The sequence below is a fragment of the Cohnella luojiensis genome, assembly GCF_004564235.1.
GTDB classification, from domain to species: Bacteria; Bacillota; Bacilli; order Paenibacillales; family Paenibacillaceae; genus Cohnella; species Cohnella luojiensis.
On record NZ_SOMN01000031.1, the window covers coordinates 47,982 to 67,883 of the forward strand.

The 19,902-nt window shown below is 48.3% G+C and carries 19 protein-coding genes and 1 pseudogene; 5 read left to right on the forward strand and 15 right to left on the reverse strand.

Annotated features, from left to right (window positions below; all coding sequences use genetic code 11):
* Nucleotides 1–60: 60 nt before the first annotated feature.
* The 7 genes from E2980_RS18345 to E2980_RS18375 form a co-directional block, all read right to left on the reverse strand.
* Nucleotides 61–897 (reverse strand): carbohydrate ABC transporter permease, encoded by an 837-nt coding sequence (locus E2980_RS18345; protein WP_135153675.1) that lies wholly within the window; start codon nucleotides 895–897, stop codon nucleotides 61–63.
* A complete protein-coding gene (locus E2980_RS18350) occupies nucleotides 894–1,778 on the reverse strand; it encodes a carbohydrate ABC transporter permease (RefSeq protein ID WP_135153676.1) in 885 nt (294 codons plus the stop codon). The genes E2980_RS18345 and E2980_RS18350 overlap by 4 nt, the downstream gene beginning before the upstream one ends.
* A 65-nt stretch (nucleotides 1,779–1,843) precedes the next feature.
* On the reverse strand, nucleotides 1,844–3,202 hold the full coding sequence (locus E2980_RS18355; RefSeq protein WP_135153677.1) for an ABC transporter substrate-binding protein: 1,359 nt from the start codon (nucleotides 3,200–3,202) through the stop codon (nucleotides 1,844–1,846).
* A gap of 110 nt (nucleotides 3,203–3,312) precedes the next feature.
* Nucleotides 3,313–4,929, reverse strand: a complete 1,617-nt coding sequence (locus E2980_RS18360; RefSeq protein ID WP_135153678.1) for a response regulator transcription factor — start codon at nucleotides 4,927–4,929, stop codon at nucleotides 3,313–3,315.
* A complete protein-coding gene (locus E2980_RS18365) occupies nucleotides 4,922–6,727 on the reverse strand; it encodes a sensor histidine kinase (protein WP_135153679.1) in 1,806 nt (601 codons plus the stop codon). Before E2980_RS18365 ends, E2980_RS18360 begins: the two co-directional genes overlap by 8 nt.
* A 244-nt stretch (nucleotides 6,728–6,971) precedes the next feature.
* Nucleotides 6,972–7,184, reverse strand: coding sequence for a hypothetical protein (locus tag E2980_RS18370; RefSeq protein WP_135153680.1), 213 nt, complete (start codon nucleotides 7,182–7,184; stop codon nucleotides 6,972–6,974).
* A gap of 20 nt (nucleotides 7,185–7,204) precedes the next feature.
* Nucleotides 7,205–7,615, reverse strand: coding sequence for a stalk domain-containing protein (locus E2980_RS18375; protein WP_135153681.1), 411 nt, complete (start codon nucleotides 7,613–7,615; stop codon nucleotides 7,205–7,207).
* Nucleotides 7,616–7,683: 68 nt separating this feature from the next.
* Here E2980_RS18375 and E2980_RS18380 point away from each other — a divergent pair, with 68 nt between their 5' ends.
* Nucleotides 7,684–8,196: a sigma factor gene (locus tag E2980_RS18380; protein ID WP_240703085.1), complete on the forward strand. Its 513-nt coding sequence runs from the start codon at nucleotides 7,684–7,686 to the stop codon at nucleotides 8,194–8,196.
* A 17-nt stretch (nucleotides 8,197–8,213) separates the two neighbouring features.
* Here the strand turns inward: E2980_RS18380 and E2980_RS18385 are convergent, their stop codons facing one another.
* The gene (locus E2980_RS18385) at nucleotides 8,214–8,897 is read right to left on the reverse strand and encodes a class I SAM-dependent methyltransferase (RefSeq protein WP_135153694.1); all 684 of its coding nucleotides are present in this window, start codon (nucleotides 8,895–8,897) and stop codon (nucleotides 8,214–8,216) included.
* A 221-nt stretch (nucleotides 8,898–9,118) separates the two neighbouring features.
* Here E2980_RS18385 and E2980_RS18390 point away from each other — a divergent pair, with 221 nt between their 5' ends.
* From E2980_RS18390 to E2980_RS24770, 4 genes and pseudogenes are all read left to right on the forward strand, one after another.
* The gene (locus E2980_RS18390; RefSeq protein WP_135153682.1) at nucleotides 9,119–9,487 is read left to right on the forward strand and encodes a DUF6864 domain-containing function; all 369 of its coding nucleotides are present in this window, start codon (nucleotides 9,119–9,121) and stop codon (nucleotides 9,485–9,487) included.
* Nucleotides 9,480–9,794 carry a hypothetical protein gene (locus E2980_RS18395; protein ID WP_135153683.1) on the forward strand — a complete coding sequence of 105 codons (315 nt, stop codon included), beginning with the start codon at nucleotides 9,480–9,482 and terminating at the stop codon, nucleotides 9,792–9,794. The genes E2980_RS18390 and E2980_RS18395 overlap by 8 nt, the downstream gene beginning before the upstream one ends.
* A 296-nt stretch (nucleotides 9,795–10,090) precedes the next feature.
* Nucleotides 10,091–11,323, forward strand: a pseudogene (locus E2980_RS18400) (family 8 glycosyl hydrolase); the annotation flags it as partial.
* The gene (locus E2980_RS24770; RefSeq protein WP_240703088.1) at nucleotides 11,318–12,112 is read left to right on the forward strand and encodes a discoidin domain-containing protein; all 795 of its coding nucleotides are present in this window, start codon (nucleotides 11,318–11,320) and stop codon (nucleotides 12,110–12,112) included. The pseudogene E2980_RS18400 and the gene E2980_RS24770, both read left to right, overlap by 6 nt.
* A gap of 440 nt (nucleotides 12,113–12,552) precedes the next feature.
* Here the strand turns inward: E2980_RS24770 and E2980_RS18405 are convergent, their stop codons facing one another.
* From E2980_RS18405 to E2980_RS18430, 7 genes are all read right to left on the reverse strand, one after another.
* Nucleotides 12,553–12,855, reverse strand: coding sequence for a type II toxin-antitoxin system RelE/ParE family toxin (locus tag E2980_RS18405; protein ID WP_135153684.1), 303 nt, complete (start codon nucleotides 12,853–12,855; stop codon nucleotides 12,553–12,555).
* Entirely contained in the window at nucleotides 12,842–13,114 is a 273-nt protein-coding gene (locus E2980_RS18410; protein ID WP_135153685.1) for a type II toxin-antitoxin system Phd/YefM family antitoxin, read from the reverse strand. Before E2980_RS18410 ends, E2980_RS18405 begins: the two co-directional genes overlap by 14 nt.
* 320 nt (nucleotides 13,115–13,434) lie before the next feature.
* Nucleotides 13,435–13,662, reverse strand: coding sequence for a response regulator transcription factor (locus tag E2980_RS24775; RefSeq protein ID WP_240703086.1), 228 nt, complete (start codon nucleotides 13,660–13,662; stop codon nucleotides 13,435–13,437).
* A 35-nt stretch (nucleotides 13,663–13,697) separates the two neighbouring features.
* Nucleotides 13,698–13,973 carry a response regulator gene (locus E2980_RS24780; protein ID WP_240703087.1) on the reverse strand — a complete coding sequence of 92 codons (276 nt, stop codon included), beginning with the start codon at nucleotides 13,971–13,973 and terminating at the stop codon, nucleotides 13,698–13,700.
* Nucleotides 13,974–14,053: 80 nt separating this feature from the next.
* On the reverse strand, nucleotides 14,054–15,775 hold the full coding sequence (gene cysI, locus E2980_RS18420; RefSeq protein WP_135153686.1) for an assimilatory sulfite reductase (NADPH) hemoprotein subunit: 1,722 nt from the start codon (nucleotides 15,773–15,775) through the stop codon (nucleotides 14,054–14,056).
* A 33-nt stretch (nucleotides 15,776–15,808) separates the two neighbouring features.
* On the reverse strand, nucleotides 15,809–17,617 hold the full coding sequence (locus tag E2980_RS18425; protein WP_135153687.1) for an assimilatory sulfite reductase (NADPH) flavoprotein subunit: 1,809 nt from the start codon (nucleotides 17,615–17,617) through the stop codon (nucleotides 15,809–15,811).
* Nucleotides 17,618–17,897: 280 nt separating this feature from the next.
* Entirely contained in the window at nucleotides 17,898–19,220 is a 1,323-nt protein-coding gene (locus tag E2980_RS18430) for an MFS transporter (protein ID WP_135153688.1), read from the reverse strand.
* Between the last annotated feature and the right edge of the window lie 682 nt (nucleotides 19,221–19,902).

The following is a 19,902-nucleotide window of genomic DNA, read 5'->3' on the forward strand; positions in this document are numbered from 1 at the left end:
GCACCCCTAGGTCTTCGACCGAAGGGTGCTTTGTTTTTGGTCCAATGACGGTTCAGTCCGTCATCCCTTCACGGACGAACTGACCGTCAAAGCTCGTTCCACTTGCTCGGTGAAGAATAAATACAGGATGACCATCGGTAAGCTCGCAATCGTCATTACTGCGCCCATTCCGCCCCAATCCGTCGCGTATTGTCCCTGGAAATAGATCAATCCGATCGGCAGCGTCCTTAACGCTTCGTCCGAAATAAGAATGTACGCCAACAGAAATTCGTTCCACGTGCCTAGAAATTGAAGAATCATAATGGTGGCAACGGCCGGCGTGAGGATCGGAAATATAATACGAAAAAACATCCGGTAAATCGAAGCGCCGTCCATACATGCCGACTCTTCCAATTCGTACGGAATGCCACGGAGAAAACCGTAAAAAACGATAGACGCAAAAGGCAGACCGAACGCCACGTAAGGAATGATCAAAGCACCGTACGTATTGGTAAGGTGAAGGTCCTTCACCAAGATTGCCAAAGGTATGATGATAACCTGCAAGGGAATAAACATCCCGACAATCATGTAAATGCGCACGGTTTCCCGAAACTTCCATCTTAGTCTCGCGATCGCGTACGCAAACATTAGCGCAAATATAACTACGCCGGCTGTTGTTATCGTAGAGATGAACAAACTATTACCCATGTAACGCGGCAGATTGAATTGGTTCCATGCGTTTACGTAATTCTCAAAGCGGAGATTGTTTGGGAAGCCGAAGGGATTGGTGACGAATATTTCGTCATTGTTCTTGAGCGAATAGAACACCATCCAGATCAAAGGATAGAGCGAAATCAAAAAATAGAACCAGAGGAAGGCCTGCATCAGAGCTCTCGGTATTTTCCGGATGGCGGTCATCGGGCTTCCTCTCTCCTTTCGTCGAACACTTTGTTGATGATTATAGTTACAATCAGGCTAATAAGAACCAATAACACTGAAATCGCGCAAGCATAACCATATTGATTAGCTCCAAAAGCGTTTCGGATAATCATGAAAGTAATCGTATAGTTGGTTGTTCCTGGACCGCCGTTGGTCATGATGAGCATCTGCACGAAAGCTCCGATTCCCGCGGTGATGCAGATCACGAAGCAGAACTTGAAAGTCTCTCGCATGAGAGGAAGCGTAATATACCAATGCGCTCTCCATTTCCCGGCTCCGTCTATCAGGGCGGCCTCTTGATAATGCTCCGGTATCGATTTTACGCCCGCGTACAGTAAGGCGAATTGAAACCCCATGTATTGCCAGGCATTAACGAATGCAATCGCAAAAATAGACGATTCCGGCAAGTTCAGCCAGTTCTGACTGTATGACAAACCGAAAGCATGGAAAATTTTATTGATCAAGCCATTGTCCGGATCGTACATGGCCAGCCACAGCTGACATACGACGGTAACGGAAAGCACGACCGGTATAAAATATGCCGTTCTCAGTAGTTTGCGTCCTTTAACGGTAACATCCGCGCAGATCAGAGCCAGAAACGTCCCCAATCCGATTTGAAACACGACTAAGACAAGAGCAAATAGAAAACCGTTTTTCAAGGAGGTGGACAGCAGCGGATCTCCCCAAAGCTTGACGAAGTTGTCCAACCCGACGAAAGAAGCCTCGCTTAGTCCATCCCACTCAAAAAAACTGCGGTAAAAGGTTTGAATAATCGGATAAAACACGATAACGCTATATAAAAGAAGGGCCGGCGCTAAAAACAGCACGATCGCGTTCTTATTGCCCAAGTATTGTTTCATCTCTTTCTCCTTCCGATAAAAAGGCTCACATCGGCCTAGAAGCCGAAGCGAGCCTTTTGGTCGATTTATTTATCTTTAAGTGCCTGGTTCATATTCTTCACGAACTGATCCAGCGTAAATCCGGACACGAGCAGGTTCTGGGAGTTATCGTCAATCGCAAGTCCGACCTTCGGACTGCTCAAGACCTCCGCGAAGCTTGTAATATTCGGTATGACTTCCGTCGACAGCCGCTCAAGCATCTTAGGCATCTGTACCTGTGCGGGTTTATCGATTTTGATGGAAACGATCGGATTTCCTACCATTGTAAATTTGTACTCCGCATATTTTCGAGCCATAAAAGCAGCCACTTTGATCGCGATTTCCTTGTTTTTCGTATGACCGGAAACCGCGAATCCGGATGGATCTCCCTGGCCGTTCATCGCGAACTTCGTGCTCTCGTAAGTCGCTTCGTCTTTTGCCGGCCAGTACATCCAGTCTACCCCGTCGCCCATGTTTTTGTGGGCATTCGGGATTTCCCATTGGCCGTTGATGAACATGGCAGCCTTGCCTTGATAGAATAACGCTGAAGCCTGATCGTAGTTCGTGTTCGTGGCGTTCTTCGCGAAGAGTCCGGCGGCCTGTAATTCTCCGATTTGCCCAGCGGCCAGCTTCAAAGATTCCGGAATTTCGGTCGCATCGTTGAGCACGCCGTAGCCTTTAGGTTCCTCGCGGGTCATGAAGCCCTTGAGCAATGCATTTCCTATCCATTTTTCTTTGGAGAAGATGGCAAGGGGTATAATCCCTTTGTCGACGAATTTCTTGGAAACTTCCTTCAGTTGGTCGATCGTCTTGATGGGTAGAGCGATGCCTGCATCCTCGAACATTTTTTTGTTGTAGTACAGAATCTGGAACTCTATTCCCGCGTAAGGATACGCATAAACATGACCGTCTGGCGCGATCAATTTAGATTCGTTACCCTTGTTCAATTGTTCTTTGAATGTCGCGGTTTCCGCTTCGTTGTCGAGTACGAGAAGATTGTTCGATTTTTTGGCTACCTGCATTAGGCTCCAATCGGTATCCACGATATCGGGCAGATCGCCCGTCGCCATTTGGGTTTTCAGCTTCTGATTATCGTCTTGCTGGCTTGGAACCAGTTCCAACTCCACATTTGGCATCTCTTTCTTAAGCTCGGCGATCGCGTAATCATAAGGCAACTTCGTATCGTCATCGAAGTAGCGTGCGCCAATCTTCAGCTTTACCGTTTCTGCAGGAGTCGGCTCCGCCGATGCAGACGGTTCGGAAGCGGATGCCGAAGGCGAAGCTGACGCCGCAGGTGATTCTGAAGCCGATCCTCCCTCGTTCTTCTTGTCCGAACCGCAAGCGGTAAGTGAAAATGCCACTATTGCAGCTAGCGCTAAACCGGTAAACCGTAACTTATTTTTCATTTTTTAGACCCACTCTCCTATTTGGTCAAAGACGGGTTTTTGAAGGAACCCCAACAACCCTGCATTCATTATAGGGGGGATCCCGTACGATTCGAAATGTACGCTTCGCTTCAAACGTTGGTAAAATTCGCGCTATTTCCGGCCTTGCTCTGCGCCTCGTATTCGCTCGGCGTCACTCCGACATGTTTCTTGAAGCATTTGCTGAAATATCCGGGATCGCTATAGCCTGTCATCTCCGCAATTGCGGTAACGCTGACCTGCTTGCGCAGAATAAGTTCCTTAGCACGCTGCATTCGGGTATGGGTGATATATTCCGATACGGACATGGAAGCCTCCTTATGGAATATTTTTCGCAAATAACTACCATTAATGAAGATCTGTTTGGTGATCTCCTCCACGTTAAAACCCGGATCCCGGAAATTCTGTTCGATTAGAAGCTTGGCTTCTTCAAAGACTTTTCTCGACCGGGAAGGCTTATTGTCATCGTTGTTTATTTGGAGCGTCTTCAAACTGATTTGCTCGACCCAATGGTAAGTCTTATCGAGGGTTTCCTGCTGTTGTAGTTCCTGGTAAGGAGAGAATCCATCTCCCAGCACGGCCCCGATATCCTTTCCGCTCGCGACGATATGGGAGAGACAAATCGATACGAGGCCGAACACCGTCACGTAAGTCATCTCGGCAGACAAACGCTGCTCCCTAACGTAACGAAACACCTCTTCGAGGAGCTGTTTCATCTCGTTCTCATCCTTTAAGCGCAAGGCCAGCATCATTTTCTCGTTGATTTCGCTGGAATAGAAACCGTGGGGCGTTCGATCCGAATCCTGATAGCGAATGACGCCTCCGGTGCCGAGAATGATCTTGCTTTGCAAGGCCGCCATGGATTCCATATAGGAAGCGCGTATGCCGGTATATCCGAACTGAAGACTTCCCACGCCAACGGTCACTGAAAATTTAAAATGTTTTTTGACCATGTCGCACAATCGCTGCAGGCTTTCCGTCTCTCCCGTAGGGTCGGGACAATCAGGAGTCGGCTGGAATAAGGAAACAATCCGGTCTTCCGGTCCGAAGAAGACGATATTTTGCCCCGGCCAAGCAATGATTTCATGCAGCAGGTTAGAAACGGTATTCTTCCAAAGAAGAATCTCCTTATGGTCGCTCCATCTTTTGTAGAGATGGTCGATTTCCACAGTAATGACGGCATAACGGCCGGATTCGGCAGGAATGCCGAATCGTTGCATCTGTCCTCGAGTTTCCGCTTCGGTAATAGAAAGATTCGTGCTGATCAGCATATTGAGAAACTGCTCTCTAAGCCAGAGAACGTGATCACGGTCTCTCTGCCGGTATTCTCTCGTTCTTTGAAGATAGCTTTTGATTTTGACCATCGTCAAAAATAATTCGTCGGAATCGAATGGCTTTAGGATATAATCCTCCACCCCGATCCTCAAGGCGTCTCTGGCATATTGGAATTCCGCGTTGCCCGTCACCATGACGATCGCCATATCCGGATCGTTTTGTTTCAGCCGCTGCGAGAGTTCCATTCCATCCATATTGGGCATATTGATGTCTACAAGCACAACATCGGGAAAGGTTTTCCTAGTCAATTCCAGCGCTTTTTGTCCATCCCTGGCTTCGCCGCAGATCGCAAATCCAAGAGATTCCCAATTCAATACCGTACGGAGAAAATCCAGGAACAACGGCTCGTCATCCACGATCAACACCTTATACATCCGAATCCGCCTCCTTCTGCCTTAAAGGAAGTCTCACCACGACCGTCGTTCCTTCGTCGGGAGCGCTGTGAACCTTAACCCCGTATTCATGTCCATAAAATAATACGATCCTCTCCTGCACGCTGGTTAAGCCGAACGATTTGGAATCCGGATTTCCTTTTTGCTGTTTCAGCAGCCCGCCGCATTTCTCAGTAGTCATCCCTACTCCGTTGTCAGTGACCGAGATTTGAATCTCTCGGCCCGTTTCGGCAACCCGAATATGAAGCTTTCCGTTCGACCCTTTCGGTTTCAAACCGTGGTAAATGGCATTCTCGACCAGCGGCTGGATCGTCAATTTGAGAATCTGTCCGTTTAGCGTGCTCTCGTCCACGTCAATGGTGAACTCGAATACATCCATGTAGCGCATCTTCTGTATGGCCAAATAATTGCCGACATTGTCGATTTCCTCGCTGACGGTAATGACTTCCCTGCCGCCGCTTAAGACGATCCGGTAAAAGTCGGCCAGCGCCTTCGTCGCTTCCTTTGCCTGCGCAACCCGATTCATCGAACAAAGCACATAAACCAAATCCAATGTGTTGTAAAGAAAATGGGGTTTGATTTGAGATTGGATCAACGCAAGCTCATAATGAAGCTTTTGCTTCTGTTCCCTGCCGACTTGTTCGATCAATTCCCGGATCTGTCGGAGCATCTTGTTGAAGCCCGAAGAAAGAAATCCAATCTCGTCTGCCGTACGGGCATCGAAATAAATGTTCAAATCCCCATCTTTAACCCGCAGCATTGTCTTGGTCAAGCGGACCAGAGGACCGGCGATCACCCGGGAAAGCATCCTCGCGCCGATAAACGAGAAAACGATCCCTAGCAGTCCCAGCATAATGATATACAAGGTAATCTTGCGGCTGTCTTCGGTGAGGACATGAAGCGGGATCTGACTGACCAGTTTCCAGTTCATATCATCGAACGGCATGCTGGACACAAGAAATTTACTTCCTCCCCATTTCACGATTTCCGAGACTGGCTGATCGTTGCTCCAAACATCCCGTAATAAGCCGATTTGGGAGGGGCTCATCCAATCGTCCTTGTTCAAGGAAGAGATCGCTTGGCCATTCGAATCTACGATCAGATAGTTCCGTTCCTGCTCTCGCTCCACGCTTTGGAAAATCGCCGAAAATGAGCTTTCTTTAATGATCAGGATCAAGGTTCCCAGTTGGTCCCCGTTGTCGATGCTGAGAATTTTCTTGCCCAATGTAAGCACCGGCTTTCCCTTCGTCGTTGTGAGAAAGTCGCGCGTCTCCATCGTAAACCAGATATTTTCTCCGCTCGTTGCGTTGGTTTGTTGAATGATCCTGCTTTGAAATGCCTCCTGCAGTCCATCGGCCATCAGGTGATTGGACGTGTGCAACTGGCCGTTCATGTCGAGAAAAGCCGCTGCTTCGACATCCGGAAAGAACAGCAGGTCGAGAGCCAACTGGTTGGATATATGAGTAGCAAGCTTCTTGATGGTGAATTCGTCGGTTATGGATGCGCGGTCCGCCGGAATGACTTTGTTCAAGCTGACAGTCATAATGTTGGCGCAATTTTTAGCATTGAGAAGGGTCCCTTGTATTCGGGTGACGATCAGCTCTGATTCCCCAGATACGTTGACGACGGTTTTTCGGATAACCGATTCGGTGAAAATAGAATTGGAAGCGTATGCAAGAGTAAACAAAGGAATAGATATCAATGGAATAAAAATGATCATGATTTTCTTTTTAATTTTTTGATTACCGAACCATAACCCTGGCTTCCATAGCTTATTCATCAGGCAACCTCAGTTCGTCCATGAATGTGCATTGCGTATAAGCATGGCTCCCTTCAAATAATCTTAGAGGATACACTCCTTCATTCATAGGTACATCTGAGTTGTTATGCGTACAAATGCGGTGTCAAAGGGAAAAGGCGAACCGGGATGCTCCCGATTCGCCTTTGCGACTAGGTATTACCAAGCCCAACGGGCTATAGTCATATCATAATCTGAGCAACTATTTGTATTACCCTCCTTGTTGCTATTTCAGTTTCAATGTGCCCACGATCTCATTTAATTCCTCTTGTGCATCCTCTAAAATGTCTTCATTTGCGGAAGCCGTAATCTGGTAGAAACGTCCGTTCGCTTCAAAGAAAACCGCCGTGCATACAAAGGTTTTCCAACCCTCTTCCGTCTTGTTGAAAACCAATCTTTTCGCGGGATACCCTTGGAACGTCTTCTCTGTTTCTTCCAAAACGTAGGTTTCGTGGTCCGTTAGTAACTGCGTCTTCCGTTAACATCCGCACTTTGCTGGCCAACTTGCATTCTTATCGTAGTGCCTTCTTTTTCCCCTATGATGGTTTGGGTATCTTCGATCCATGTGACCTTTAAGCCAAGTTTTTCGAATAGGACTCGAAATGGAACCATCGTGCTTCCGTCCATAATAAAAGGAGGAACATCGAAAGCAATTGACTCCGCGTCGAGAGAAACTTGAATCTCCTCTGGCTGAGTCTCGTCTTTGTTGCCCAAGTTTACAATGACGCCATTATTCTCTAGTTTTTTTATAACCTGACTAGCTTGCTCATTCAGCGGGTTGTTTGCCAAAGATACCTCTTTTAAATTCGGTATCGTTTCGAGCACTTCAATATCCCGGATGAAGTTATCGTCCAAATAAAGATATTCCAATGTGGGGTGATTTTTTAACGGCGTCAGGTCTTGAATAATTCATTCAGGATGCGGAGGTCGATATCCCCTTGACGACGAACGGAACCATGTTTGATGTCGAACAGTTATACCGCGAATACAAGCCATTGCTTACTTCCATCGCTTATCGGATGCTCGGCTCGCTGAGCAAGGCCGAGGATGCTGTTCAGGACGTCTTCGCCGCCGTCAGTAAATGGGATGGGAGCGACATTTCGCATCCGAAAGCCTATCTTGTCAAAATGCTTGCGAACCGGGTTATCAATATGATGAAAGCCGCTCCGCGCAACCGGGAAAGCTATCCCGGACAGTGGCTTCCGGAACCTGTCATCGAGCTTGGTTCGGAAGACGCGCCTCTTGAACGGGTTTTCTCCGGAATCGCCGACAAAGGATCACTCACAGGGAAATCGCTTCGAGTCTGGATCAGCGGGCAACGAGGTCTGCTCCTGGTGCGGGAGAATAGGCCTCCCATTGCGTTCGCGTTCGAGCCTGACGACGATCTCGGCGCTATTCGAGCCGTCTATCTGGTCTCCAATCCGGAGAAGCTTACCCGGATCACGTACTAACCAATAAACCATATTTCTCAACCTTTTACCGCTGCGATCAAGAGAAAAATGGGGCGTCGAGTCTCGTCTCGCATCTCGGGATGCTTCGCCAATATTTCTTGGGTAGGTTGAGGTTCGGAGAGCTTCGTAATCATAAAGCCGGATTCGATTAGCGCATTTACCAAAGTGGCGATGGTACGATGATATTTGACCACGCCATGGTCTAGGAATCTTGTCATCCGTTGACCTTCAATCTGATAATCGTCGACAGGCCAATGCAATCGCTCGCCTTGCGAACCGTAATACCAGTCCTGCGCGGCGAGCGCGGTGAAGATCGGATGCTCGACCGAGAGTACGAAGCTGCCCCCAGGCGATAGGCAGTGATATATCTTTCGGCAGACGATGTCGAAGCGCTCGACGTAGTGAAGCGCTAGCGAGCTTATCGCCACATCGAATTCCCCTGCGCCAAAGTCAATATCTTCTATCGCGAGTTGGCGATAATCGATTGCGGAATCGTCGTTATATTCCTTAGCGCGCGATATCATTTTTTCCGAAAGATCTATGCCTACGACCGAACGGGCCTGCTGTTCGCGCGCATATCGGCAGTGCCATCCATAGCCGCAGCCAAGATCAAGCACGTTTTTATCGCGTAACTCGGGAATTAAAGAACGAAGAACATGCCATTCCCCTGCAGCCTCCAATCCGCCGATCGAACGATCCATTTGACTGTATCTCGCGAAAAACCCCGGATCATCATATTTGTTTTGTTTTGACAAACCACGTTACCCTCCTTGAAACTGTGATTTGCTAGCAATATTCGATAAAACCCAAAAATAATCCTCTTACCGTAAGTTAGAAACCTCTTGTCATGTACCGATCGCCACTTTCGTAAAATAGAAAGATGACGCTCGTACGATGATCGTTTGCCTTGGGGGGATCGAACTTGAAAATAACGTCCGGAGGGTTCGAAGTCGTTTATCACGGCAGAGTATTCGCCTACGGGATGAGCCCGATCGAAATTACGTTGTCCGAAGAGAACGACCCTTTAACGTTCGTATTTTGCATCGAACACGAACCGGAACGGGATGATTTCATGACGGACATCCGCCTTGTCCGATATAACGAGGTGCGAATCGCGTGCGTCAACTTTCCTAGAGGCAAGCCAACCGGCAACCATGACATGATCCATCTTGGGGTTCTGAACAATCGCAAGCTGTCGCTTCGTTACGAGGTAACCATCAATTTCGATTCGACGGCTTGGGTGCTGACGTTTACCTTTTACGCGGGGGAAGGGGTCTCGGATTATGAATAAAATCGAAATCCAAGACCCTAGAGTCGCCAGCAAGATCATCGCGGCGAATGCGGAGAACGACAGACGCAAAGCGGAACTCGGATTCCTCGGCAAATTCTTCGGCTCGGGGGACAACGTCCGCTTGTACATCGTAGGCACGATTGCGCTCGGAGTCCTCTTGATCGCGCTGATCTACACCTTAACGCCAGACAAATATCGTTCGGCCGATTTCGGATTAAAGGAAATGTGGACGCTTGTGGTGCTCCCCGTCGAATCGACGATTATTGGATACTTGATCGGATCGCGTTCGAAAGAACCCGGCAACTGAATCTCCGATCACCATCAACCAGCACACCTTATGCTTCCATAACCGTTTTTCGATCCAAAATTATTTCTGCAAATAAATGTAAATTTGTGTTATTTTAAATACAGGATTTACATAGCATTTGGGATAAAAGCACCTAAAAGTAATGCTTATTGTTATTGAAAGGAGGGCATTCAGAATACATCGATTGTACCTAACCATTAAAAGGAGGCGTTATCATGTATTTCAAAGCTAATAAATCGGTCAAAAGAAAGCTGAAATTGTTGGTTTATCTTCTGCTTTGCAGCACGTTATTCGGTGTTCAATTGATTATACCTGCTGATTACAATCAGAAGGCACATGCAGCAGGTGAACTGAAACCGTTTCCACAGCAAGTGAATTATCCGGGCATCATCAAACCCAATCATGTCACCCAAGCTTCTATGAATGCTTCCGTAGCCGCCTATTACGATTATTGGAAAGCAACCTATCTGAAAAATAACCTTTCATCTCTGCCAGGCGGCTACTATGTAAAAGGAGAGATTACCGGAAGTCCCGATGGTTTCACTCCGTTAGGCTCTTCGGAAGGTCAAGGATACGGGATGGTCATTACGGCGCTGATGGCGGGTCATGATCCGGATGCTCAAACCCTATTTAATGGCTTATTCAAAACAGCCAGAGCCTACAAAAGCTCGGGAAATCCGAATCTCATGGGATGGGTGGTTGCGGATGACGTCGATGCCCAGGGACATTTCGGTTCAGCAACCGATGGAGATTTGGACATTGCATACTCGCTTATCCTCGCGGATCGTCAATGGGGATCTGGCGGAGCCGTTAACTATATGGCTGAGGCTCAGCAGATGATTACGAACGGCATTAAAACTAGCTATGTGACGACGAATAACAGGCTTAACCTCGGGGACTGGGATTCAAAGACTGCATTGAACACTCGCCCGTCCGATTGGATGCTTAGTCACCTAAGGGCATTTTATGATTTTACAGGCGATCAGACCTGGCTTGACGTTATTAATAACCTATATAGCGTGTATACGCAGTTCAGCGAAACTTATTCTCCGATTACCGGCCTGATCTCCGATTTTGTAGTGAACAATCCTCCGCAACCTGCACCCGAATGGTACTTGGACGAGTTCCAGGAAACGAACCAATACTTCTGGAATGCAGGCCGTGTTCCTCTAAGAATTGTGATGGATTACGCACTTTACGGAGACACAAGAGGTAAGACGATCGCCGACAAAATAGCGGCATGGATTAAAGGGAAAGCAGGCGGCGTTCCAGCTAATATTAAAGACGGATATACCATGAATGGTACTGCTATCGGAAGTTATGACACTGCTCTATTTGTTTCCCCCTTTATTGCGGCCAGCACTACGAATAGCAGTCACCAAAGCTGGGTCAATTCCGGATGGGACTGGATGAAAAATAAAAAGGAGAGCTATTACAGCGATTCTTACAATCTGCTTAATCTATTGTTCATTTCAGGAAACTGGTGGAAACCTACACCTGAAACTTCCGGGACTGATCTTGCACTGAATAAGGCGAGTGTATCCAGTTCGGTAGAGGGGGCGGGCCTAGAAGCATCCAAAGCCTTTGACGGCAACTCTTCGACCAGATGGGCAAGCACGGAAGGGATTGATCCGGGGTGGATATACGTGGACTTAGGCACTTCCCAAAGCATTAACAAAGTGAAATTGAATTGGGAGGCCGCCTATGCGACAAGTTACAGGATTCAAGTCTCAACGGATAGCGGAAGCCCCGTAAATTGGCAGGATGTCTATGTCACAACAACCGGCAATGGCGGCATCGACGAGATTATGTTTACTGCTCAGAATGCAAAATATGTGCGGATGTATGGTACTGCCAGAGGAACACCCTACGGATATTCTCTCTTTGATTTCGAAGTGTATAACAGTTCAAGCTCAGTCGGCAATATTGCTTTGAATAAACCCGCTGTAACAAGCTCAATCGAGGGTGTAGGATTTGAAGCGAACAAAGCCTTTGATGGAAATACAGGCTCTAGATGGGCAAGCGCGTTAGGGATAGATCCTCAATGGATTTATGTAAATCTAGGTACAATCCAAAGTATCAACAGGGTAAAACTGAACTGGGAAGTTGCCCATGCGACAAGTTATAAAATTCAAGTATCATCGGACAGCGGAAGTCCGATAAATTGGGAAGATGTCTATGTCACCACAGGTGGCAATGGTGCCATAGACGATATAACGTTTGCCGCTCGGAATGCGAAGTATGTAAGAATGTATGGCACAGTAAGAGGAACGCCATACGGATATTCTCTCTACGAATTTGAAGTGTTCGGTCCCTGAGTTTCTGGCCTTCTAATTTTCTGGACTGTATGCTTTCCACTATAAAATTCGGCAACCACATGATCATTTTGAATAATGAATAGTGCGCAGGAAGTTCCCCCATTTAATCTGTTGATTCGCTCAACATAGGACATTAGACCGTCAAAATCAGACGTCAGCTTTTTCTTCATCATACAATTCACTTCCAAAAGAAATAAATATCATTTTCGTGAAGGTCCCTTGAACTTAAGGGGCCTAAGTTATTTAGGAGGGATTCGATTGCGAATCATCAAGACACAGCAGGACTTGGATGTGCTGCACCGTTCCAAAAAAACTTCCAGCAGTTCTTCTCGATCAGGTCGATGACTACTTCCTGGAACTAAGGGATGAGTTAAAGGGTGAAGTTGAAAGCAAGTTTTAGCTTGGGCTTGCAGGATACAGTAAAAGTAAGGAAAGCTACATTATATTAGAAATTCGTATTGCCGTTTACCATGCAATATACGCCTGATCTGCACCACATCGCCCATGACTACATAAAACACCAGAAAACTATGCACCACCAGCGCGCGGTAAACTTTGGCTCGAAGAACAGAGTTTTTCATCAATGGATACCTAAATGGCAACTCCGCAAGCGATGCCACATGCTCAACGATCTCATCGTACAATTTGATATCATCAAAGGACGACCGTTCATTGATATAGTCGATTAATTCCTGTAAATCCCTTTTCGCGGCGGGGAAGATCAGCACCTTATATTTTTCCATGAATGCTTGACCTCAGCTTCTGGGCTACTTCCAAGAAATCCTCTCCGACAGCACCGTTAGCGATTTCAGCTTCAGCTTCGGACAACTTGCTATAAAGCTCGATTAAAGCTTGCTGGCGCTCATAAACCTCGATACTCATAACAACCAGGTCTCCCGTTCCATTCTTGGTGATAAAGACGGGCTCCCGTTCTCTATGGCAAAACTCAGAAATTTCATTGGCATTATTACGCAAATCTGAAATGGGACGAATTGTGGGCATATGCTCACTCCTTTTAACGAATTACTCTTAGTTCAAATATAGCATAATTATGAGCAAATTATGTATCATATTGCAAGCAAACCTTTGCGAAAATCTCTAACTAAACAAACTGCGAGAAGCCCGTAAACGTGACTTTTTCAGCCAGGTTGCCCTAGCTCAAACCCATGCCGTTCAACGCGCTTTTGAAGGCTCCCGCTCGTTTCGCCCCAAAAAAAGTTGCCGTTACTTGTGATACGGTTCACCATATCACTCTTAAGGCGATTTTTTTAGGACACCCAGTCGCGGGTGCCCTAATTTTGGGAAAGGAGCTCGGGAATGAGTTACCCGCCACTGAACATCTCGGTATCCATTTTCCATCTTCGAGCCAGTTCCTCAGCTTCTTTACGGTCGGCAACTTGAAGTTTACTAAAAATTAGGGTCGCATAGTTCACAACTGTTTTTATACTGATGTGGAGCTTACTGGCAATTTCGGTATTGGTGGCATTTTTCGCAATGAGCTTGAGTATTTCCTTCTCGCGAGACGTCAACTCTGCATATACACTGTCCACAGGCTCCGCCAACTGGGCAACGGAGAAAAAATCACTTATTCGCGAAGCGATATCAGAACAGCTTCGACTCCATTCATACCTGACATGCGGATGTCCATGAGAATGACATCGGGGCTTAGAGTATTTGCCTTCTCTACCGCTTCTTCCCCTGAAGATGCTTCCCCCACGATCTCCATGTCCTCTGTCGTTTGTATGAGGTTACGAACTCCGTTTCTTGACCGCCCAACTCGGATGCTCGTTCCCGTATTGACTGAATGCCGAAATGCCGATACCTCCATTACGCTTAGGCCTTCTCTGATCGCTGATTCCAACGCCGTCATCAACCTTAAAAAAACCGCTTGCCTCCATGCCATCAGGCTGGATTTAAGCGGTCTTTTTTTTCCTTAAACGATCAGGCGTGAAAATCGAGGCCCGAATGAACTTCTTTCACGTATTCGCCGCGAATGCAGAAGTCTCCGAAGTGCTCGCCCTCCGTCCGTTCCTTCGCGTAACGGTTCAGAATCGGACGCAGCTCGTTCAGAATTTCGGTCTCGCCGATATTCTCTCGGTACAGCTTGTTCAGCCGGTTGCCGGCGAATCCGCCGCCCAGGTACAGGTTGTATTTGCCGGGAGCCTTGCCGATGAACGAGATCTCCGCCAATGCCGGGCGGGCGCATCCGTTAGGACAGCCGGTCATGCGAATAACGATCTCGTCGTCGCGCAGGCCCGCTTCATCCAGAATCAACTCAAGCTTGTCGAGCAGCGTAGGCAAGTATCGCTCCGCCTCCGCCATAGCCAGTCCGCAAGTCGGCAAAGCCACGCAAGCCATGGAATTTCTTCGCAGCGCGGAGTAGGCTGTCCCGTCCGTCAGTCCGTACGCTTCGATAAGTTGCTGGATTTTTTTCTTCTTCTGGCTGGTTACGTTCCCGATAATCAGGTTCTGGTTGGGGGTGAGGCGGAAATCACCCGTGTGCACCTTGGCTATTTCGCGCAGACCGGTCATGAGAAGATAGTCGTCCTCGTCTTTCACGCGGCCGTTCTGGATAAACAATGTAAAATGCCAATTGTTGTCGCTGCCCTTTACCCAGCCGTAACGGTCGCCGTTATGGTCGAAATGATAGGAACGAGCTTCTTGCAGCTTCCAGCCTAACCGCCGCTGCAGCTCGTCGATAAACCACTCGGTGCCGCGATCGTCAATCGTGTACTTGAACCGCGCATGTTTCCGTACCGCACGATCGCCGTAATCCCGTTGGATGGTGACCGTTTTCTCCGCTACTTCGATCAGTTGCTCCGGCGTGATGAAGCCGATCGTACGCGCCACCTGCGGATACGTCTTCGGATCTCCGTGCGACATCCCCATACCGCCGCCCACTGCGACATTAAAGCCTAGCAGACGCCCGTTCTCATGGATCGCAATAAAGCCCAGATCTTGGGAGAAAACGTCAACTTCGTTAGCAGGAGGAACCGCGATGCCGATCTTGAATTTACGCGGTAAATAAACGGCGCCGTATATCGGCTCCTGCTCATCGCCCTCCCTGCTGTCTACCAACTTCTCCTCATCCAACCAGATCTCGTGATAAGCCCGGGTATGCGGATCGAGGTGATGGCTGACCTTCTGTACCCATTCATATACCTGCTCGTGAACTTCCGACTGGTACGGATTCGGGTTGCACATCACATTGCGGTTCACGTCGCCGCATGCGGCAAGAGTGCTTAACAGCTCGTCGTTGACTTCCTGGATGACCTTCTTCATATTCCACTTGATAACACCGTGCAGTTGGAATGACTGCCTCGTCGTCAACCGAATCGTACCGTTGGCATGCCGCTGCGCCACCCGATCCATCGTGAGCCATTGCTCCGGCGTCACGATGCCGCCGGCCGCCCGCACCCGCACCATGAACTGATAAGCCGGCTCCAGCTTCTGCTTGCTCCGTTCATTGCGCACGTCGCGGTCATCTTGCATATAGCTTCCGTGGAATTTCATCAACCGGTTGTCGTCCTCGGAGATCGAGCCGGTAATCCGGTCCTTCAGTGATTCCTCCAGCGTTCCCCGCAAATAATCGCTTCTGCTCTTAATCGCCTCTACGTCGCTGTGCGGCGCGCTGTTGGGCGATAGCAGGTTGTTGTCTGACATTCTTCTACCTCCTTGCTTCATTTGCCTCCGTAATCAATAGACGTCCCGTTGATAACGCTTCTCCTGCTGCATCTTCGTCAAGTACGCCGCCGCATCCTCTTCGCTAAGGCCGCCTTCTTGCTTCAGAATCGCAATTAACGCGGCTTGGACGTCATGCGCCATCTTCTTCTCGTCTCCGCAGACGTAGACGGCAGCCCCTTCCTCCAGCCATTGATACAGCTCCTTGCTCTTCTCCAGCATCCTGTGCTGAACGTATATCTTCTGTTCCGTATCCCGCGAGAAGGCAACGTCCATGCGCGTCAGTACGCCTTCTTTCAGCCAGCGCTGCCATTCAACCTGATAAAGGAAATCGGACGAGAAATGCTGATCGCCATAGAATAGCCACGTCTTGCCTTCCGCCCCCATCTCCTCCCGTTCGCCCAAGAAAGCGCGGAATGGAGCCACTCCCGTACCCGGTCCGATCATAATGATCGGAGTATCCGGATTGGATGGAAGCTTAAAATTCGGGTTGTCCTGAACGAATACGGGCAAGGTCGTTCCCGGTTCAAGCCGCTCCGACGCATACGTCGAGCAAACGCCGTAACGGACTCTTCCATGATTCTCGTATTGAACCTTGCGGATCGTAAGATGCACTTCGCCTGGATAGGCCTTCGGACTGCTCGCGATTGAATAAAGTCTTGGCGGTATTTTTCTCAGCAGGGATACGAAGGAGTTTGCCGTAACGCCTTTCCATTCATAATCCCTTGCCAGGTCGAGCAGATCCCGCCCTTTAAGATACTCTCTTAATTCTTGCTCCCGGCCGGCTGCGAGCAACTCCTTTAATTCGTTGCCCGGGGCTAGCTTCGCCGCTTGCTCGATCAACGGCTTCGTCAGAACCGTAATCTCGCAACGGCTTGTCAGAGCCTCCTTCAGGGAAAGCTCCTCCGAGCTCTTAGGAATCGCGACGAGTTCATCCGGATGCCATCCCATCGTTTCGATCAGATCGTCGACGAGCCGAGGATCATTCTGCGGATAGACGCCCAGACTGTCGCCCGCCTCATATTGGAGACCGGAATCTTCAAGGGAGATCTCCAGGTGACGGGTCTCCCGATCCGATCCGCGTCCGTTCAAGTTCAAATTCTCAAGCACGACAGCTTGAAAAGGATGGGATCTGGAATATTCCGAAGACTGTCCTCCATGAACCGCGGAAGTACCGACGACCGTCGGCGCCTGGGCGGCGGCCGAAGCCTGCCCAAGGGAAGCGAGAACGTCCGCGATCCACATCTCCGCCGGTTCGTCGTAATCCACGTCGCAGTCGACGCGCGGAGCAAGCCGTTTGCCGCCTAGCTCTTCCAGACGCTGATCGAAGTCTATGCCCGTTTTGCAGAAAAACTCGTAGGAAGTATCGCCTAACGCAAGCACCGAGAACGGCATCCCATCCAATTGGGGCGCTCTCTTGCTAAACAGGAACTCGTAGAAAGAAATCGCATTGTCCGGCGGATCCCCTTCTCCATGAGTGCTCACGAGAATGAGCAAATTCTGAACCTTCTTCAACGTATTCGGCTTAAAGTCGATCATCGAAGAGAGCGTCACCTGAAAGCCTTGATCCTGCAGCTTGCCGGACAGCTTCTTCGCTAGCTTATGGCTGTTCCCGGTCTGCGATCCGAAAAGCACCGTCACCTCTTTGGAGACGGCCGGGGCGCTTGAAGACGGAGCGGCCGCTCCCGCTTGAGCTCCTACGGTCGAAAGAGCTGACAGATAACCGCTCAACCAGATTTTCTGCCCTTCCGTTAGCGTGGGCAACAAGCGGTTAAGCAGCTCCACCTGGTCTTGTTGAAACGGACTGTTCGTTACTTGCAGCATGAATCCTACGCACCTCGCTCGCTTAGCATAAGAATTATCCCGATCATTCTGATATCTTTTATTGACATTGCTTATTTAAAAGTACCATGCTCTTACAGGAGTAACAAGACAGATGTTTTTATAGTATTCATAAGCTTTTGTAATACAGTGGTGCCTTCGCCTAAACAACAAAAAAGCTGTCCAATCTCCGATAGGAAAGTGAACAGCCATTATCAAAGTCTGTTGTCATGTACCGAACGCCACACCAATCCAACACTGCCGAGTGTTACCAGTTTTACTTTTAAAGGGGCATATTTTCGGGTATCTCCATTTTTCGGCTGCTGCGAGACCAGATAACGACTGGTATCAGTAACAAAGAAAGGATACCTCCGGCAATTGAGAGTGTTGCATAACTGGAATGCGCTACAACCATGCCAGAAAGTGCACCGCCCGATGCCCCCGCCAAGGCAATCAAGACATCGACATTTCCTTGAGTTCTGGCACGAGTAGCTGGATGAGTCGCATCCACGATAAGCGCTGTGCCGCTAATTAAGCCAAAGTTCCAACCAAGTCCTAGCAGCGCCAGAACAGTAATGAGTAACAGCATGGAGTCGGCAGGTACTAGAGCAGCAAGAATGCAAGCAGATAATAGAATAACGCCTGAAGCAACCGACATTGCAGTGCGTCCGACCTTATCGACGAGCACACCCGTCACAAGGGATGGAAGGAACATCGCGCCGATATGAATACTGATGACTAGCCCTACCTCACGCAAGCCATATCCGTGGTGAATCATGTGTATTGGCGTCATTGTCATAATGGCGACCATAACAATCTGGGTTAATATCATGACTGTGACTCCAACAATGATCCCTCGGTTGTTTGTCGGTAGTATATTTGAATTCGTATCCGAGCCATACCCTTGATCCTTTTCCTGTGCTTCGGCGATTGCTTTTGCAACAACGAATGGGTCTGGGCGGAGAAAAACCAGTAGTACAAGACCAGCAAGAATAAAGGCTGCGCCGGCCAGTATGAAAGGACCGGCCAGGGCTGGGACCTTTAGCGAAGTAGCGAACCGGCCCATTACATCAACCAAGTTTGGACCCCCGACAGCACCGAATGTAGTTGAAACCAATGCAATGCTGACTGCAGTTCCACGTTGTTTAGGCTTTGCTAAGTCTGTACCCGCATAGCGTGCTTGTAAGTTTGTAGAAGTGCCTGCGCCATAGATAAGCAACGAAGCAAAGAGAAGTAGAATATTGTTACATACAGCTGCAATGACTACCCCGATTGCACCAATACCTCCAGCCAAGAATCCTGTCGCGAGTCCCGAACGGCGTCCGAAGCGTTGAGAGAGTTGCCCAACAATTAGTGCAGCCGCAGCAGAACCAAGAGTGATCAGCGCCGAAGGAATACCTGCAAGACTATCTGCACCCAACATATCCTGAGCTAGGAGTGCTCCGACAGTTACTCCTGCCGCAAGTCCTGCACCGCCGAAAATTTGCGACATAACAACAATGAGCAAAGTCCGTTTATATAACCGTTCCTGCATTTCTAAGGAATCGATGTATCCTCGTAAATCGGATGTTCGACTTTCTATTGTATCATCTGGTTTATTCGACATCGTTCAGAACACCTCTCTAATTTATGTGGTATCTTCACTGTCACAAATCGGAAAGTAGAAGAAGTATCCCATGGTAACACAAATATTCAATATCTGGTACAGCGTAATTAACCCCGGCTAACTGAATAGCCTCAAGCTGTTTTTGCGACAGATGAGATATCGGATACAACCCAAGAATATACACCGAAAAATTATCTGTTCTGGTGTTCTTGCCCTCATAAAATCCATTGTATCGATCTCCTTAAGAATTATGATAACACAATGTCATCATTGCAGCGGAGCACCTGAAGCAGTCCTCAGCCATTCATTTATTAAATGACGGCTTTTTTAACATATCCGTCTGCTAGTAGCACCCCTCTCAACTCCGTAATCATCGGTTAGCAGCACCCCCACAACCCGGCACCCCCGTAATCATCGTAAAAACTAAGTGTAAAATAGTCAGTTAGTTTGAAGGAAAAGGCAACCTATCCGAATCTACTTGCAGAAAATACAGTTAGTTGAATGAATGGAGCCCGAATATCAGAATTTTGAAGGATGTAAGTGTATTTTCTGCAACTATATAGACGGCAGATAAAGTTCCGAGATTTCTTTAAAGGAATTAATGCCGTTAATATCTAATCTTCCCCTTAAGTAGAAAATTACTTTTGGGAGTGGTTGCCTTGGCGAGAACAAAAGCAATTCA